Raw genomic sequence first — 18,362 nt, forward strand, 5'->3', positions numbered from 1 at the left:
GTTATACACGGCCAACTTCATTAACGGCTTTATCCAGACTGCGGTCGTAGAATTGAACCACCTTCTGGTTGGCTTCATAAGCACGGAATGCAGCGTTCATGTCAACAGTTGCCTGAGAAGCATCTACATTCGAGCCTTCCAGATACCCCTGATGAATCCGCACAACATCGGTAGCGCCCATGCCCCGTGCGGTTGCACCCGCATCTTCATTCAGGCTAAAGTTACCGTCCCCCTGACGAACCAACTGGTTCGGCTGGTCGATAATGTTGATGCCCAGCGTCACCCCTGTCGGTGCGCCCGTAGCAGCATCAAGAAGGCGGCCCTGCTCATCCACTTTAAATTGCTCTACAGCGCCTGTCAATACAATCGGCTGACCATTACTATCCAGCACTTGAGCGCCAGTCGAGCTGAGCAATTGTCCTGTTCCGTTCACATCGAAGTGACCATCACGTGTATAACGTGTGTCGCCGTTCGCATCCCGAACCGTAAAATATGCTTGTGGCTGATAGATTACGGTTCCGTCTGCCCTTACGAATTTACCGGAAGCATCAAATTGTATTGGCTCTCTTGTCTGCGGATCATTCACACTCAGATTCGAGGAGATCGCAAAATCACTTTTGCGCTTCGTTTCCATAAGAGCACCCTGAACATTCATTGACAAGCTTTCTTCGGCAAACACACCCGAGTTCAGCTTGCCTAGCCGCTTCGTGGGCAGATTGGCATCCCCGCCCATCAACGTAATGAGCATTTCCGGGAATGCACGGTTTACACTGTTCACCTGTTTATATCCCGTTGTGTTCATATTGACGATATTTTGTGTTGCTGTATCATGGCGGCGCTGCTCTGTAATCATTCCCGCAGCAGCAGTGTACAGACCTCTTAACATGAATGAACCCCTCTCCTCAAACGCCTCGCCTGCATCGCAGACCGCTGTTTGTCCGTTCTGTTCACCCGAAAGTGAACCTGCCTGCTTTTTATATCGGCAAACTAGAACTTTTTCTTAACGACTTGATCCAAATTATTCAACATAATGCCTGTGCCTTTCACGACACAATGCATGGGGTCCTCTGCAACCCATACCGGTACATGCAGTTCATTCGATAACAGCTCGTCCAGTCCGTTCAGCAATGCGCCTCCACCCGTCAGAACAACCCCGCGGTCAATGATATCCGCAGACAGCTCAGGCGGTGTGCGTTCCAATACGGACTTGGCCGCAGCGATAATAGATTGCACGGAATCCCATAGCGCTTCCTGTATTTCACTTGCCGACACGGTTACGGTCACAGGCAGACCTGTTACCATATCACGACCGCGAATGTCCATCTCGGCCTTATGTGCAGCCGCATTCACGGTACCAACCGCGATTTTGATATCCTCTGCTGTGCGTTCCCCGATCATGAGCTTGTATTTTGCTTTGATAAACTTGGTAATTGCTTCGTCGAACTTGTCCCCTGCGACTTTAATAGAAGAGGCGGTGACTACGTCGCCCATAGACAGGACTGCAACGTCAGTCGTTCCGCCGCCGATATCCACGACCATATTGCCGCTCGGCTGAAAAATATCCATTCCCGCGCCGATGGCTGCCGCTTTCGGCTCTTCTTCCAGAAATACTTCTTTGGCACCGCTGCGCTCGGCCGCTTCACGGATGGCCTTCTGCTCTACAGAAGTAATATTCGTAGGTGCACAGATCAAAATTCGCGGGTGGCTGTACCAGCTTCTTGCCCCTACACGATTAATGAAATGTCTCAGCATCGCTTCCGTAATTTCGAAGTCCGCAATAACGCCGTCGCGCAGCGGTCTGATGGCAACAATGTTACCCGGCGTACGCCCTACCATCCGACGCGCCTCTTCCCCGACAGCAAGGACCCGCTTCGTATCGCTTTCAATGGTCACGACGGAAGGTTCATTGAGCACAACTCCGCTTCCTTTCACGTGAATAAGCACGTTCGCCGTGCCAAGATCAATACCGATATCCTTGCTTAACATAAAAGAGCCCCCAAAGTGATATTATTTGGTCAGCGTATCCTGTGAAAAAGAGTCTCTTATCACGTCACCGCTCGTTCGACAAAGTGCAACATATATATGTAAAAATCGGGCTGATAAGATGTCATAATTCGATCCTGTACCAGCTTTTAACATATCATACTTCAGGGGAGGGATTCAATCCATGCTGTGAGCTTTTTGGCCTAGTTCTTGAAGAATATGCCTATGATTTAGCGGAAGCCAGCACCTCACGTTTTTTACCACTCGTTTTTTTGTACTTGATTTTGGTCGCCTCCCCGCCCCGCAAATGACGGATGGACTTGTGATACTCGAGAATGTGTTTGACCTGGTCAGCAAGATCAGGGTTGATTTCCGGTAAACGCTCCGTCAGATCCTTATGCACAGTGCTCTTTGATACGCCGAACTCTTTGGCAATGGTACGGACCGTATTTCTCGTCTCAACAATGCAGCGACCAATTTTGATGGTCCGTTCCTTGATGTAATCGTGCACGCTCCCGCCTCCCTACTGTGTGGATAGTTTGGTACATTATATGAGGAGCATGCCTATATATTCGCGGTTTAAAGGTGTGACAAGCTTCGAAGGTCCCATAATTTTCTGAAAAGCATAAAAAAAGCAGAGGTTATTCACCCCTGCCCATGTAATTGCTGCGGTAAAAATCATTTATTTTTCCGGAAGATATCCTTGCGGGTTCACAGGCTGACCATCTTCATACACTTCAAAGTGAAGGTGGTTCCCCAGGTTTTTGCCAAGCTCACTCACACCAGCAGATGCAATGGCATCCCCTTGCTTCACTTCATCGTCCTGCTTTACTTTGACGTCGGCAAGGCTTTGGTACACCGTTTTCAGGTTATCGCCGTGCGTAATTTCCACCACTTGACCTGTGAGCGGGTTCTGCTCAACACGTGTAACTTTTCCGCTGAGTGCTGCTTTGACTTCAAATGTCTTGTTATCACCACGAGCCAGATCCACGCCTGTGTTTGGAATAAATGTGTCATTGTACTGTACCATAGCCGCCTCGTGTTCCTCGCTGGAAGCTTCGTTGTCATAGAATGGCTTCACAACTGAAATTTCGGACGGGGTTGATACAGGCCATACGAAATTTTCCGACTTTGCAACCACTTCTACACTTTCCTCGCCGCCAGTTGTCGTTCCCTCGGTGCTCGCTGCGCCTGTTTCTACTACTTCTTTAGCAGAGTCCGGGTTGAGCGCTTTGTCGCCTGTTCCCTGATAGACCCACACTAGAGTTAGTATAATGCCTGCTGCTGCGATGTAAACTGCCGGGAAAACCCAACGTTTGGACATTGCTTTTCTCCATGAAGAGGGCTGAGCTGCCGGTACTCCCTGCGTTGTTTTAGGAGTTTCTTCTTGGACTGTTTTTTTGTTGTTTTGTTCATTCATCTTGATCACCTCAGTAACAAGTGTTACCGGGTGCAACTCTTTTATACACGCGCGACTCTAAAAATTTTCACAGTGCTTTCAAAGAGTGCTATATATGTTGGGGGTGAGTGTTAGTATGGGTGGTTAGTACGTGGGCCGCTCCCAGGCCAGAAAACCTTTCGACCGCTGCTGTCGAATCTTCGAAAGCTCGTTTTCCACTCATCTGAGCCATTGTAACGAATCTCAGAAGCTCTATTTCATCATTTCCCCCAACTTTCGGATTGTAACGATTCTGAGAGACTCTATCTACACTAATGGGCTGCTTTTACGCCTTAAACGATCAACTTTTTCAAAAATAGCGTTTCTGGAGATCGTTAGCCCCTACTTTGAGGCCAGCATTCTGGATGCCTGTCCGAAGGAGATCCCCGTGTAATAATGCTTCAAAATCTCGGTGGCCGTGTGTCCCTCCTGCGCCATGCCATTCGCCCCCCACTGACTCATGCCGACTCCATGACCGTATCCATACGTCGTGATCTCTACTTCGTCACCTTCTACCTTCCAGCTGAACTGGCTGGATCTCAATCCGAGCAGCTTGCGAACCTCCGGGCCGCTGAATGTTTCGCCTGCAATCTGTATCTCTTTAATTCGATGCCCCTCTGTAGTTGATAACACCTGCATCCATGAACCACCCTGCTGTACGCTCGCCGGAACACTATCCAGGTTTAATTTCTGCAACATTTCACTGCGCTTCATCGTAACCGTTTCTTTGAAGCCTGGTGCCAGCTGTTTATCCCACGGACTATCCACACTTTTCAAATAAGGAACCACGCTGCCCCACACGTCCTCTGCATTCTCCGTATAACCATTGCTGGTGGAAAAGAAAGAAGCGGTAATCGCCCGTCCTTCATAGGTCATAACGGCATCGCGACTTTCACGGACAGCCTGCTGCAGCTTCTCCCACTCTTTCTCTTTGCCCAGCCGGGTCCACTCTGCCTTCACCTGATCTGGTGGAATGAACACCTGATGACTTACCGTGTCCGTAACATCTGCCGCACCAGACGGCACTCCGCTTGTATCGTTCGCAGCCAGTCTTCTCACAATAAAGGTACGGGCCGCAATCGCTTGTGCCTTCAATGCTTCCAGCTTGAATTCTGCCGGCATCTCTGCTGCAACAACTCCAGTCACATAGTCCTCCAGCGGCAGTTTCATCGTTGTATTTGCAGCTGACAGGTACACTCGTACATATGGCTCGGGATAGGTTGCGGATACGACAGGTGCTGGCGTCTGTGTACGTGTATCTCCTGCGGAGCTTATATCCGAAGGAGAGGGTACAGGATCAACCTGCCCGCCCGCTCGTGGCCAGACCAGAATGACGGGGATTGCCAAAGCCAGCACTAGCAGTACAGATACTGCGGCTGCAGGCTGCCAGCGTCCGGACTTACGTCCCCAGCGCTTGCGACCAAAAGCCCGCATACGGCGCTTTTTTACTTTTTGGAACGCATCTAATTCAATGACAGGTGTATGCACCTGCTGCTCAGCAGCTCTCTGCTTTGTTCCTGCCGCAAGATCAGGCTCCGTTGGAAGAGGTACGATCCCGGAACGGCTTGTCTTCATGCTCTGAACAGTTAACGATCTCTCCTTCACTAGAGCTGGAGCTGGAGGTGAAACGGGCTTGTCTTTCTCAACATGCTTAGCTGGGTTATCTCCCCATTCCTGCATCCCGGATCGCGGGACAACAGGTATCTTCACCTGTACGCGAGCTTCTTTCATCTGAGCTAACCCTCCGTTATGCAGCACCGGATTGTGGCCGGTTCTTCTTTGATCTAATCCATAGTTTAAGGTATGAGTTTGCTCGATCTGATAGAACCGGATTTGAGAGAAACGAGGGCTTTGCGGAAGAGAGCAGGTGACCCTCGCCATGATATAACAATGCCCGCTAAACATGAATGCAGCGCCCTTTTCCATACCGAATCCTCACTCACTGACACTTCGCGAATGCCCTCTCATTTCGTTCAGAATCCGTACAGAATGGTCTGTTACGCTATTCAAGTTAGGACCAGCTATTAATAGAATCAGGTACTTAGAAGGCGAGCTTTTCTTAGATTTCATTGAAAATCGAACACAAAAAAAGCCAAGCCCGAAGGCTTAGCTTATGACAATTCCAACGTATGCATTTCCTCACGTATCCGCAAGCCACAGCCTGCTGTGGCAATACGAGGTAATACTTTGTTAGCCTTATTATCGTTTGCAGACCAGACCTTTGACTAGTGTCAACAGATCAGGTAAACAGACATTTTACACCCAGGTCGGCTGTATTTTGAACATTGGTGCTTCTTCCTGAACCTTCTCGCTAGGAGCTTTGGAAGCCTCTTTTGAAACTTCTTTGGAAGCATCCAATTTAGGCTCATCCACCGAAATGCGGTAAATATCTGCGCCCAGACCATTAAGCTTCTCTGCCAAATGTACGTAACCACGGTCGATGTGATGCACACCGCCTACCTCGGTTGTACCTTCAGCTACCAAGCCAGCAATGATCAGAGCAGCCCCTGCACGCAGGTCTGTAGCTGTCACTTTGGCACCCTTCAGCTTGGCATTGCCCGTGATGATGGACGAACGTCCCTCAACTTTGATCTCGGCATTCATCAATTGGAACTCGTCAACGTGCATGAAGCGGTTCTCGAACACCGTCTCGGTCACTACGCTGGTTCCTTCAGAAGCAAGCAGCAAAGCCATCATCTGGGATTGCATATCTGTCGGGAAGCCTGGGTATGGTAATGTTTTGACATCCACTGCTTTGAGAGGACGATCCGCAATTACTCGAACACCATTCTCGTCCGGCTGTACGGTTACACCCATCTCTTCCAGCTTGGCAATAACAGAACCCAAGTGATCGGAGATCGCACCTTCAACATAAACATCTCCACCGGAGATTGCAGCAGCTGCCATATACGTGCCAGCTTCAATGCGATCCGGGATGACCGTATGTTTGACACCAGACAGCTTCTCCACACCTTCAATACGGATCACGCCTGTACCTGCACCACGAACTTTGGCTCCCATTCCGTTAAGGAAGTTAGCCAGATCAACGATCTCAGGTTCCTTGGCAGCATTCTCCAGCACCGTTACACCTTCAGCCAATGTTGCAGCCATCATAATATTTTGAGTGGCACCTACGGAAGCCACATCCAGATAAATTTTTGCACCGCGCAGCCGCCCTTGGCTGCGTGCTTCGATATAACCCTGGCCCAAGCTAATCTCGGCTCCCATGGCTTCAAAACCTTTGAGGTGCTGATCAATCGGCCTTGTACCGATCGCACATCCTCCAGGCAGTGAGATTCTGGTTTGACCCAAACGCGTCAACAAAGGCCCCATGACCAGAAAAGACGCCCGCATCTTACTAACCCATTCATACGGGGCTTCACAAGAAGTCAGATTCTCCGCATTCACGGTAATCACTTCGTCCCGGTATGTAACTCCCGCTCCCAGCGATTCCAACACTTTGTTAATCGTCATCACATCGTCTAGAGGAGGTGCGTCAATAATAACGCTTTGTCCTTCTTCCCCTAAGAGAGAGGCAGCGATGATCGGAAGAACAGAATTTTTAGCGCCGCTAACTTTGACACTTCCGGTCAATCTTTTGCCACCGCGGACGATAAATTTGCTCATCATGGTTCCCTCCGCGCTTTTATTCCCTTTTCCTCATTCCGGAATACGTAAGCCCCACTGTGTTAGAAAGGACTGTTGCTGTGTGTGGAATTTCGACATATTCTGGCATGGTTGCTCAGATGTCAGTTCAGAAAAGAATTGGTTTGTATAATTCATGATCAATGATACCATGCGTACTGCTCACCCTGCTTCATGGCTTGTAAAACATCATACAGGCCATCAAAACATCGAAACAGACCCATATGGGATGATTTTTAGCCGGTTGCTACCGGGTATCCCGTTTATAACCTGCATAATTAATGAAAAATTGTGAATTCCCTAACTTCCATCATAACATTGTTGAATTGAACGATACAAGCATTTTTACATAAAACATTACAAATTGATCAAAATAAATGTTCACATTTCTTTCTTAATTTCTTAAGCCGTCAACTCATACTCTAATTGTTAACACAATTAATCGATGTTATTCGACATTGAGCAGCTTGAAGAACCTAACAGATGATTAACCACCCATCTCAACATTAAAACAAATTTTTCAGCATTTGTGTCCATGACAAGTAGTCAATAACAAAGCCAGCCACGGCATGCCCCAAAATAATAGCAAGCAGCAAATGCAGCAGTCTTCCCTGAGCACCTTTTGGTTGTCTGATGACCAAATCCAATTTCAGATTTTGCAGCGCCCACCATGATATCGCTATACATAAAAGGGAGACGACCATTGAGATCAGGCTATTTGTGCTCAACGTCTGGTTCACCTGATTCGCCAGATCATTAACCATACCTTCTTACCTCCACCTCGATTGTTGCAGCGATTCAGCATATCATATGCCAAACACCCATAACATGTTAGTAAATAGAATGTTCGGAGCAAGAATGCCGGTTCAGCTGACAGTTATACTCCTGTTTTGCAGGATCATCTGCTGACTCTAAGGAATATAGGCTGTTTCTCTATCTTTTGTCAATTACATTGTTTTCCACTTCAAAAACATTTTAATTTTAATTGATGAGGATTGGGTAACTAAACCGACATAAAAGAACGTTATATCGATATCGATTCTGTCATTTCCTCGGAAATAATTCAACTTTTTATCGTAAAAATGGTTCTATATAAGTTGAACTAAAGATTTTACACAACCCACTCCGATGACAGAACAACCTTCCAATCGCTGTTATCCCCAGATTTTTTCGATTCCCTTTTCCAAAAGGGAAAATCCGGTGATAAAGGCGAACGCTTCGCTTTTCCAGTTTTTTTCTGTCCTCTTCGTTAGAGTGTAAAAGAATAGTTCAACTTATATAGTAGCGGTATCCGCCTATAATTCTTTAGTCCTATATGTTATTCATCCTGAAAGATAATGGTGATGGATTAGAACATTTATACTATATAAAGAGGTGCACCTCTAATCTTCAAATTCACGAATCTCTTTAAAAAGGTAAAAGAACCCGGCAGACTGTGCCGCCGGGCTCTATAAATCACATTATTTGCCGTGTACGTTGATCCGGTTAACCGCTTTTTGCAAAGCAATCTCTGCACGGCGGTGATCAAAGTGGTCCTGATTGCTTTGGCTGGCAAGCCGGCGTTCTGCCCGCTCTTTAGCCGCACGCGCACGATCCACATCAATGCTTTCCGGGAATTCGGCACTCTCTGCGAGTACAACAACCTTATCTTTGCGGACTTCGATAAAGCCGCCGCCAATGGCAACCTGCTTGTTCTCTTTTCCGTTTTTGATAATGATCGGTGCAATTTTCAATGGGGTTACCATAGGAATATGCCCTGGCAAAATCCCCAGTTCCCCGTCAACCCCGGTTGCGATAATGCTATCCACCTGCTGTGAATAGACAAGACGCTCAGGCGTTACAATCTCCAACAAAAAGGTGCTCAATTCCATCCCTCCTGAAACTATCCGAAGGATAGCTCGCTTCATAAGGACAATCCTGGACTCAGATTATACCAGTGTTTTTGCTTTCTCCACTGCCTCTTCAATCGTACCCACGAAGAGGAATGCTGCTTCCGGCAGATCGTCATGCTTGCCTTCGAGAATCTCTTTAAAGCTGCGCACCGTTTCTTTAACCGGAACGTATTTACCCGGAATACCGTTAAATGCTTCAGCAACGTGGAAAGGCTGGGACAAGAAACGTTGAATTTTACGCGCACGATAAACGAGCGCTCTGTCTTCTTCGCTGAGCTCGTCCATACCCAAGATCGCGATGATATCTTGAAGCTCGTTATAACGGGCCAAGATACGTTTAACGCCTTGAGCAACGTTGTAGTGTTCCTCACCTACAACTTCAGGAGCAAGGATACGGGAGCTGGATGCGAGTGGATCTACCGCTGGGTAAATACCCATCTCGGAGATTTTACGCTCCAGGTTCGTTGTTGCATCCAAGTGAGCAAACGTTGTTGCAGGAGCCGGGTCAGTATAGTCATCCGCAGGTACGTAGATCGCCTGGATGGATGTAACCGATCCTTTTTTTGTAGATGTGATACGCTCTTGCAATTGACCCATCTCTGTAGCCAGCGTAGGCTGGTATCCTACCGCGGAAGGCATACGTCCAAGCAAGGCAGATACTTCTGAACCCGCTTGAGTGAAACGGAAGATGTTATCGATAAAGAGCAACACGTCACGGCCTTCTTCATCACGGAAATATTCCGCCATTGTCAGACCCGTGAGGGCTACACGAAGACGTGCGCCTGGTGGCTCGTTCATTTGTCCGAAGACCATTGCAGTTTTGTTGATAACGCCGGAATCACTCATCTCGTGATACAAGTCGTTACCTTCACGTGTACGCTCACCAACACCGGCAAATACGGAGATACCGCCGTGCTCTTGCGCAATGTTGTTGATCAGTTCTTGAATGGTTACCGTTTTACCTACACCGGCACCACCGAACAGACCGATTTTACCACCCTTCGCATAAGGCGCCAGCAAGTCGATAACTTTGATTCCTGTTTCAAGCATTTCGGCTTGAGTCGTCAATTCATCGAATGAAGGAGCAGAGCGGTGAATCGGGTTTTTCACTTCGGTTTTCACTTCACCATTGGTATCAATCGCTTCACCCAGCACGTTAAATACGCGGCCCAGTGTAGCTTCACCTACAGGTACAGAGATCGGAGCACCTGTATCCACTGCTTCCAGACCACGTACGAGACCGTCCGTGGAAGACATCGCGATACAGCGAACACGATTGTCACCCAGATGTTTGGAAGCTTCAAGCGTAAGGTCGATTGAAACGCCGCTTTCATTCTGCGTTTTAATCGTAATGGCATTGAGGATTTCCGGCAGACCGCCGCGATCAAACTCGACGTCAACAACCGGACCCATGATGCTCACAACGCGTCCTTTGTTCATCTTAACGTTCCCCTCCTACAAGCCTGCTACTTTTTGCATGAAATGAGTTATCTCATTAAGTGCATTGCAAGCTTTCATATATAAACACGTACATTCATAACCGTTCACGGCTAGTTCTCACCGTATAAAACATCCGTTAACCTTGCGCGTTAGCTCCCGCTACGATCTCCGTGATCTCCTGCGTGATTGCAGCTTGACGAGCCCGGTTATAAGTCAATGACAGTTCATTGATAAGCTTGGACGCATTTTTGGTCGCGTTGCCCATGGCTGTCATTTTCGCACCGAGTTCACTCGCCTTGCCATCCAGAAGAGCTCCATAGATCAACGTTTCCGCATAACGAGGCAACAGTACCTCAAGCACGGCTTCAGGAGACGGCTCATATTCGTAGCTGGCAGTCAAACCTTCAGAAGCAGATACCTCTGGTGTTTCCATTGGAAGAAGACGTTCCACCGTAGGAATCTGAGTCAATGCATTCACAAAGCGGTTATAGCAAATGAATACTTCATCAAACTCAGCAAGCTCATAACCGTGTACAGCCTCGTGTGCAATGGACTTGATATCTGCAAATTCAGGTGAATCGGACAGGTCCGTTGTATTCGACACCATATCCATCTCACGTCTTCTGAAGTAGTCACGACCTTTACGGCCAATGACGAACAGAGCGTAATCATTTTTGGAGTTATGCTTTTCCTTCAGTGTCTGATTCACCAAACGCAGGATGTTCGCATTGTATCCACCCGCCAGACCACGATCCGATGTAATCACAAGATAAGCTGTCTTTTTCACCGGACGACTTTCGAGCATTGGATGTTTAATGCCTTTTGTGCTTGTTGCAATGCTCGCTACAACCTCTTTCAGTTTCTCTGAATAAGGTCGTGCTGCTTCAGCCTTCTCCTGTGCTTTACGCAGTTTGGCTGCTGCAACCATTTCCATTGCTTTGGTGATCTGCTTTGTACTTTGCACACTTTTAATTTGCCGCTTGATTTCGCGCATGCCTTTTGCCATGATTTCACCACCTTAAAGTTTTGACAAAGTCAAAACTACTTCGTAAGCATACACTGAACTTTGGCGATGCCAAAGTGCCTTCGTAAGCTTCTGTAGACTTCAATTGAAATCGCACATGCAGACATGCGGAATCGTATGCCAACTCCGCAGCCGCATCTATCTATTAGTGTGAGGCAGCGAAACTTTTTCTGAACTGCTCAATCGCAGCTTTCAATGCGGTTTCGTTGTCCCCAGTCAAGTCTTTGTTATCCACGATGGATTGAAGGATTTCCGGTTTGGAACTTACCATGAACGCAAGGAATTCACGCTCAAAACGAGTTACATCACCTGTTGGAATCTCATCCAGATATCCTTTAACTGCAGTGTACAAGCTGACAACCTGTTGTTCTACAGGCAGCGGCTGGTTAACACCTTGTTTCAGGATTTCCATCATGCGGGCACCACGATTCAGGCGGGCCTGAGTGGATTTATCCAGGTCAGAACCAAATTGGGAGAACGCCTGCAACTCACGATATTGAGCGAGGTCCAGACGCAGGGAACCTGCAACCTTTTTCATCGCTTTGATCTGTGCAGAACCACCGACACGAGATACCGAGATACCTACGTTAATCGCTGGACGTTGTCCGGCATTAAAGAGATCGGACTCCAAGAAGATTTGACCGTCTGTGATGGAGATTACGTTCGTTGGAATGTAAGCAGATACGTCAGAAGCCTGTGTTTCAATGAATGGCAGAGCGGTTAAAGAACCACCACCAAGTTCATCGTTCAGCTTCGCTGCACGCTCCAGCAAACGGGAGTGCAGATAGAATACGTCACCCGGATAAGCCTCACGGCCCGGAGGACGGCGAAGCAGCAAGGACAATTCACGATATGCTGCCGCTTGTTTGGTCAAGTCATCATATACTACGAGCACGTGCTCGCCTTTGTACATGAAATACTCACCCATGGAGCAGCCGGAGTATGGTGCAATGTAGAGCAGTGGTGACGGATCGGAAGCCGATGCCGTTACGACGATTGTATATTCCATCGCACCTCTGCGACGCAGGGTTTCTACGACCTGTGCTACGGTAGATTGCTTCTGACCGATCGCTACATAGATACATTTCATACCGCTGCCTTTTTGGTTCAGGATCGCATCGATTGCAATCGATGTTTTACCTGTTTGACGGTCACCGATGATCAACTCACGTTGACCACGACCGATTGGAACCATTGCGTCAATCGCTTTGATCCCTGTTTGCATCGGCTCATGAACCGATTTACGATCCATAACGCCAGGTGCTTTACCTTCAACCGGACGGAATTCCGTTGTAGCGATTGGCCCTTTGCCATCCACTGGAATACCGAGCGGGTTCACAACGCGACCAATCAATGCTTCACCAACGGGTACCTGCATGATTTGACCTGTACGTTTTACTTGGTCGCCTTCACGGATATCCGAGTAAGGTCCAAGGATAACGACACCGACGTTGCTCTCTTCAACGTTCATGGCAAGACCCATAACACCGCTTGGGAACTCAACCAACTCGTTGGACATGACATTCTCGAGTCCGTATACACGGGCAATCCCGTCACCAACCTCGATAACTGTACCGACTTCGACTACATCGATATCGGTCTTGTATTGTTCGATCTGGCTCTTAATTAATGTACTGATTTCTTCTGGCTTGATACTCAAGTGTCCTCACCCCAATCTACTGTACTCGTCTGTTAAAAGACTGCTCAAGACGTTCCAGCTTGCCAGCCAAGCTGCCGTCATAGATCGTATCGCCAATGGCGACTTTCAATCCGCCCAGCAGAGCAGGATCGACAATGTTCTCGATACGAATCTTTTTATTCACACGGCTTCCGAATTCACGAGCCACCGCTTCTTTTTCTTCTTCGTTCAATGCATATGTCGAGTATACGTGAGCATCGGCAATTCCCAGGGAATCTCCTTCAATCTTCACATAGTCACTCAACAACTCTTCCAGCAACTCGACACGGCCACGCTCAATGAGGAGCTGCACCGTACGCAGGACAGGCTCAGACACTTTGCCATCAAGACTTGCCTGAATCACTGTTTTTTTGGCTTCATCCGAGATATTAGGAGATACGATAAATTTGATAATATCGGCATCACCAGTCAATCCATGGACAACGGCATGAAGTTCCTGTTCAACTTCAAGCACTCGCTGCTGCTCAAGCGCAACTTCAAATAGTGCTTTGGCGTAACGTTTGGCAACAATCGTATCGCGGCTCATTGTCGGCCCCCTACCTCATTGAGGTATTGGTTCACAAGCTCTTCCTGTGCAGGACCGTTCTCAACTTCTTTTTTGATCAGTTTTGAAGCGATCTGTACCGAAGCAGAACCAAGCTCACTGCGCAGTGCTGCAACTGCTTTGTTTTTCTCGCTTTGAATCTCTCTAACCGCATCGTCTTTCAAGCGATTTGCTTCAGATTTTGCATCTGCCAAAATCGTTTCAGCTTGTTTGTTACCTGTTTGTTTGGACTGCTCGATGATATCGTAGGCTTCCTTGCGCGCCTGCTCAAGAGCCTGCTTTTGCTCCTCAACATACGCCATAGCTTGTTCACGAGTCTGCGCAGCCTCATTCATCTGCGTCATTACGAGTTCACGGCGTTTCTCCATGATAGAGAAAAGCGGGCCAAACGCATAACGGCTAAGCAGCCAGTATAAAATAACAAAAGCGATAATCGCCAGAACTGTATTTTCCCATACGAAATTCAATCTGTTCACTCCTTCCTGGAGATATCCTCAGGCTGCACTTCCGAAATATAACGGACGCTACCTAAAAAGAAGGCGCGGAGGGCTGTGGCCTTCCCCGCCAAACCTGCATTAATATTAAGCCGCGCCGTAGAACATGAACGCGAGTACCACACCGATGATCGGCAATACCTCGATCAAACCTACCCCGATAAACATTGTTGTTTGCAGTGTGGATTTCGCTTCTGGTTGACGAGCGATCCCTTCTACTGTTTTGCTGATTACCAAACCGTTACCGATACCTGCACCAAGTGCGCCCAATCCTGCAACAATTGCTGCTGCCAATAATGCCATTGCTCCCATTTGTATATCCTCCTTAGAATAATCGTAAAATTTTATAGTTCAGTCCTGCAGAGCTAGTCCGTCTGGACTTGAATCTTAATGTTCTTCGTGTGACTCAACCGTTTGTGAAATGTATACCATCATCAATACGGTAAAGACAAAGGCCTGAATCGCACCGATAAAGATACTGAATCCTTGCCAAGCTGTCAGCAACGGAATCGCCGCAATGGCACCGATCCATTTGAACGCCGTCAACTTCATGATGGTGGAGATGAGCACCTCACCAGCGAAGATGTTTGCAAACAAACGCATACCGTGTGTAAGCAATTTGGATGCCGTCTCGACGATATTAATCGGGAAGAACAACCAATGTGGCTGGAAGTAGTGTTTAAGATACGCTTTGGTATTCTTGAACAATCCCAGTCCGTGAGCAATCAAAAACGCGATGATTGCGAGTCCCATCGTAACAGACAAGTCTGCCGTTGGAGATTTCCACCATGCGATTTCAATGTGAGGGTGAGCTTCCGGGTTCTTCTCATGTGCTGTGTTGTAAGCTTCAACTACACTAACAAGCGGCTGTCCCGCGATCTTGGCTTGGTCTGGTTCTGTAATACCAGTCACTACCCCGAAAGGAAGCCCCAGCATATTACCAACAAAAATGAACATAATCATCGTGGTTGCCAGAGTAAGGAAGTGCTGACCTTTCTTCATGTCCATCGTACTTGAGATCAGATTGCGTACAAATTCGATAGCCCATTCCAAAAAGTTCTGCAGCTTACCCGGGTTCTCCACGGACAAGTTTCTTGTTGCCAGCTTACAGATCACAAAGACAATTAAGCTAGTCACCACCAGCATAAGTAATACTGATAAATCCAGTCTGAATCCACCCAAATCAATTATGGGAGCTTCATGCATATTTTTCTCACCCCTTTCTCGCGCGCGATACGGTTTAAATCCTAAACTTCTGTGTTACGGGATAATATAATCCCTATAAAAAGGAGGGAAAATTGTGCAAGAAACAGTCCGCCTACAACCGCATATGTATTGAAGTACTGCGGAAATTGCATCGCCAGAAAAACACCGAGCACTGCAAGCGCTGCTCTTGTCAAAAAACCCAGATTCACCCTTTTCAAATTACCTCCGACCGCATCATCTGCCATAATTCTCACTTTACGTCCCAGATACGAGGCATTAATCCAGCTGATTACAGCACCTAATGCAATTCCAACCCCGATGGTCTGTATAGCGGGAAACAACGCAGCAATCAGAAAACAGATCATGAGGATGGTCAAAATACAAACGGTCATCCATCTGCGATATCTGGCTAGTTCACTCATCACTTTCCCCCATGAATTTTTTAGCAATAAAGTAAATGCTTACTCCACCTGCTGCGAGAAAAAAGAGAACGCTTACGGCGATCCATATTCCGCTTCCTCCAATGGTCTTGTCCAACCACGAGCCTGCGTAATATCCGGCAACAGCGAGCAAAGCAATCTCGATTCCAAAAGCTGTAACGAGCCCCATTGCTTTCCATACCTTATCATCATGGTTACGGGATGAATTTGGTTTGTTCGAATCGGCCATTTTCCACGCCACCCTTGCAATCCCAGTTAATTTTACTGAATGATGAGAGCCTTTGTCAATTGATTGATTTTAGCGTTTTAAAGGGGCAAACGCCGGGTTTATGGACTTTCAAAGCCCATAAACCCGCGTAAACCGTACAGTTTAACTGTATGCTATCCCCTCTATAAATCCAACAGAAAATGTGAATTATTTTTTGAACTTTCTGTGAAATGATTCCGGACGCTCACTATTTACGCCGAAATGGTGCAAAATCGCATTGACAATTCTTTCCGATGCATGTCCATCACCGTATGGGTTGGCAGCCTGGCTCATGCTTGCATATAACATTTCATCTGTAAGCAGAGCTTTGGTCCGTTCATATACACGTTCCTCGTCCGTCCCTACCAATTCCAGGGTGCCTGCTTCAATGCCTTCCGGGCGCTCTGTTGTATCACGCAATACAAGGACAGGCACACCAAACGAAGGCGCTTCTTCCTGCAAACCGCCTGAATCAGTCAGGATCAAGTGTGTGTGCGGGTAAAAGTTGTGCAAATCCACTACGTCTAGCGGATCGATTAACTGTATACGGGGATGATTCCCCAAAATCGCGTGAGCCGGCTCCTTCACAGCAGGACTGAGATGCACCGGGTACACGATGGCAATATCCTCAAATTCGTCAGCAATACGTTTGACGGCTTGGAAAATGTTGCGGTGAGGCTCGCCCTGAGATTCACGGCGATGAGCAGTCATCAACACCAGGCGTTTGCCTTGTGCCCAATCTAGTACCGGGTGCTTGTAATCCTCCCGTACTGTATATTGAAACACATCTGTTACGGTGTTGCCTGTGACGTAGGTACTAGACTCCGATTTATTTTCCTTGGCAAGGTTGGAGGCAGACCAATCCGTTGGTGCAAAATGCAAATCGGCCAGAACACCCGTCAGTTGGCGGTTCATCTCTTCCGGATACGGCGACAGCTTGTTCCACGTCCGCAGTCCGGCTTCCACATGCCCTACCTGAATCTGTTGCAGGAACGCTGCATAGCTGGCTACAAATGTTGTAAGTGTATCGCCGTGAACGAGTACAATATCCGGCTTCGCTTCGCGCAAAACCGGCTCCAGGCCGCCAAGGACGCGAATGGTAATCTCGTTCAGTGTCTGACGATCCTTCATAACATCCAGATCATAGTCGGGATGAATGTCGAAAACTTCAAGAACCTGATCCAGCATCTGGCGATGCTGCGCAGTTACGCAAACAATCGACTCTATCGACTCGGGATGTTTCTGCAATTCAAGAATCAGCGGAGCCATCTTGATGGCTTCCGGGCGCACCCCGAAAATGGTCATGACTTTAATTTTTCTGGACATTCAAGCAAAGCCCCTTTTCTCATCAGCATGTAATATGCTTATTTGGTTCCGTACAGACGGTCTCCTGCATCGCCTAATCCTGGCACGATATATCCATGGTCATCCAAACGGTCATCCAGTGCTGCCACATAGATATCTACATCCGGGTGAGCATCCTGTACCGCCTTGACACCTTCCGGTGCTGCTACGAGATTCATCATTTTGATCTGAGTGCAGCCGCGTTTTTTGAGCACATCAATGGCTGCGATTGCCGATCCGCCTGTAGCGAGCATCGGGTCAATCACAATCAGCTGACGCTCCGTCACGTCTGTAGGCAGCTTGGTGTAATATTCAACCGGCTGCAGGGTTTCCGGGTCACGGAACAAGCCAACATGTCCAACTTTTGCCGCTGGCAGAAGCTTCACAACGCCATCCAGCATACCGAGTCCTGCACGCAGAATAGGCACCAGCCCAAGCATACGGCCAGAGATGACTTTTCCTTGTGTCGCTGCTACAGGTGTCTGCACGTCAATCGTTTCCAGTTCTACATCTCTTGTAATCTCATAAGCCATCAATGTGGCTACTTCATCAACCAGTTCACGGAAATCTTTCGTATTCGTACGCATGTCGCGTATAAACGTCAGTTTGTGTTGAATCAGGGGGTGATCACATATTACTAATTTTCCCATTCCTTTGTCCCTCCGGTAATTTCTTCATGTGTTAAGCATTTCCAAATATACCTTGCCGTCATTCACAGGCCCGATAAATCCTGTATATTATATCATCACCCACACCGAATTACACCATCAAAGGGCACCTAATCATTACAGAAAAGCAAATCCTACAAAAACAGGACCGGAAAATGATCCATCCGGTCCTGTTTGCTCGTGCTGTTATGTCACTTGAGAGTTGAAAATGCATGTGAACACTATGGATGCTCCGCAAACCGAATGACCTTCCGATCGCTGTTATCCCCAGAATTCTCTGATCCACTAATTAAATGGT

At 47.7% G+C, this 18,362-nt stretch carries 19 protein-coding genes; all 19 read right to left on the minus strand.

Translation table 11 applies throughout. The annotated features are described in order from the left end of the window. Position 1 precedes the first annotated feature (1 nt). On the minus strand, positions 2-886 hold the full coding sequence (locus HNR77_RS13600) for a flagellar hook-basal body protein (RefSeq protein ID WP_184184995.1): 885 nt from the start codon (positions 884-886) through the stop codon (positions 2-4). A gap of 101 nt (positions 887-987) precedes the next feature. Next, positions 988-1,986, minus strand: a complete 999-nt coding sequence (gene mreB / locus HNR77_RS13605; protein WP_145404427.1) for a rod shape-determining protein — start codon at positions 1,984-1,986, stop codon at positions 988-990. Positions 1,987-2,206: 220 nt separating this feature from the next. Further along, positions 2,207-2,494, minus strand: a complete 288-nt coding sequence (gene spoIIID / locus HNR77_RS13610; protein ID WP_024632710.1) for a sporulation transcriptional regulator SpoIIID — start codon at positions 2,492-2,494, stop codon at positions 2,207-2,209. 171 nt (positions 2,495-2,665) lie between these two features. Continuing rightward, a complete protein-coding gene (spoIIQ, locus tag HNR77_RS13615) occupies positions 2,666-3,403 on the minus strand; it encodes a stage II sporulation protein SpoIIQ (RefSeq protein WP_184184997.1) in 738 nt (245 codons plus the stop codon). 360 nt (positions 3,404-3,763) lie between these two features. Continuing rightward, positions 3,764-5,152 carry a stage II sporulation protein D gene (gene spoIID / locus HNR77_RS13620; RefSeq protein ID WP_184184999.1) on the minus strand — a complete coding sequence of 463 codons (1,389 nt, stop codon included), beginning with the start codon at positions 5,150-5,152 and terminating at the stop codon, positions 3,764-3,766. A gap of 525 nt (positions 5,153-5,677) precedes the next feature. Continuing rightward, entirely contained in the window at positions 5,678-7,048 is a 1,371-nt protein-coding gene (murA, locus tag HNR77_RS13625; protein ID WP_184185001.1) for a UDP-N-acetylglucosamine 1-carboxyvinyltransferase, read from the minus strand. Between the two features lie 524 nt (positions 7,049-7,572). Further along, the gene (locus HNR77_RS13630; RefSeq protein ID WP_111269076.1) at positions 7,573-7,830 is read right to left on the minus strand and encodes a DUF1146 family protein; all 258 of its coding nucleotides are present in this window, start codon (positions 7,828-7,830) and stop codon (positions 7,573-7,575) included. A gap of 696 nt (positions 7,831-8,526) precedes the next feature. Beyond that, entirely contained in the window at positions 8,527-8,931 is a 405-nt protein-coding gene (locus HNR77_RS13635; protein WP_184185003.1) for a F0F1 ATP synthase subunit epsilon, read from the minus strand. 63 nt (positions 8,932-8,994) lie between these two features. Next, complete coding sequence (atpD, locus tag HNR77_RS13640) at positions 8,995-10,398, minus strand: F0F1 ATP synthase subunit beta (protein WP_110895619.1); 1,404 nt, start codon at positions 10,396-10,398, stop codon at positions 8,995-8,997. Between the two features lie 136 nt (positions 10,399-10,534). Next, positions 10,535-11,404 (minus strand): ATP synthase F1 subunit gamma, encoded by an 870-nt coding sequence (gene atpG / locus HNR77_RS13645; protein ID WP_111269074.1) that lies wholly within the window; start codon positions 11,402-11,404, stop codon positions 10,535-10,537. A 163-nt stretch (positions 11,405-11,567) separates the two neighbouring features. Then, positions 11,568-13,082, minus strand: a complete 1,515-nt coding sequence (gene atpA, locus HNR77_RS13650) for a F0F1 ATP synthase subunit alpha (protein ID WP_111269073.1) — start codon at positions 13,080-13,082, stop codon at positions 11,568-11,570. A gap of 16 nt (positions 13,083-13,098) precedes the next feature. After that, a complete protein-coding gene (locus HNR77_RS13655) occupies positions 13,099-13,647 on the minus strand; it encodes a F0F1 ATP synthase subunit delta (protein WP_184185006.1) in 549 nt (182 codons plus the stop codon). After that, the gene (atpF, locus tag HNR77_RS13660) at positions 13,644-14,132 is read right to left on the minus strand and encodes a F0F1 ATP synthase subunit B (RefSeq protein WP_111269071.1); all 489 of its coding nucleotides are present in this window, start codon (positions 14,130-14,132) and stop codon (positions 13,644-13,646) included. Before atpF ends, HNR77_RS13655 begins: the two co-directional genes overlap by 4 nt. A 114-nt stretch (positions 14,133-14,246) precedes the next feature. Further along, complete coding sequence (gene atpE, locus HNR77_RS13665; RefSeq protein ID WP_110895629.1) at positions 14,247-14,471, minus strand: F0F1 ATP synthase subunit C; 225 nt, start codon at positions 14,469-14,471, stop codon at positions 14,247-14,249. Positions 14,472-14,546: 75 nt separating this feature from the next. Continuing rightward, the gene (gene atpB, locus HNR77_RS13670) at positions 14,547-15,365 is read right to left on the minus strand and encodes a F0F1 ATP synthase subunit A (protein WP_111269070.1); all 819 of its coding nucleotides are present in this window, start codon (positions 15,363-15,365) and stop codon (positions 14,547-14,549) included. A 41-nt stretch (positions 15,366-15,406) separates the two neighbouring features. Next, positions 15,407-15,787, minus strand: coding sequence for an ATP synthase subunit I (locus tag HNR77_RS13675; protein ID WP_145404430.1), 381 nt, complete (start codon positions 15,785-15,787; stop codon positions 15,407-15,409). After that, entirely contained in the window at positions 15,780-16,034 is a 255-nt protein-coding gene (locus tag HNR77_RS13680; RefSeq protein WP_110895634.1) for an AtpZ/AtpI family protein, read from the minus strand. Before HNR77_RS13680 ends, HNR77_RS13675 begins: the two co-directional genes overlap by 8 nt. A gap of 186 nt (positions 16,035-16,220) precedes the next feature. Next, on the minus strand, positions 16,221-17,378 hold the full coding sequence (gene wecB, locus HNR77_RS13685; protein WP_184185008.1) for a non-hydrolyzing UDP-N-acetylglucosamine 2-epimerase: 1,158 nt from the start codon (positions 17,376-17,378) through the stop codon (positions 16,221-16,223). Positions 17,379-17,416: 38 nt separating this feature from the next. Continuing rightward, entirely contained in the window at positions 17,417-18,046 is a 630-nt protein-coding gene (gene upp, locus HNR77_RS13690) for a uracil phosphoribosyltransferase (RefSeq protein ID WP_017691929.1), read from the minus strand. Positions 18,047-18,362 lie beyond the last annotated feature (316 nt).

Source organism: Paenibacillus sp. JGP012 (genome assembly GCF_014203995.1).
In the GTDB taxonomy this organism is placed as follows: Bacteria; Bacillota; Bacilli; order Paenibacillales; family Paenibacillaceae; genus Paenibacillus; species Paenibacillus silvae.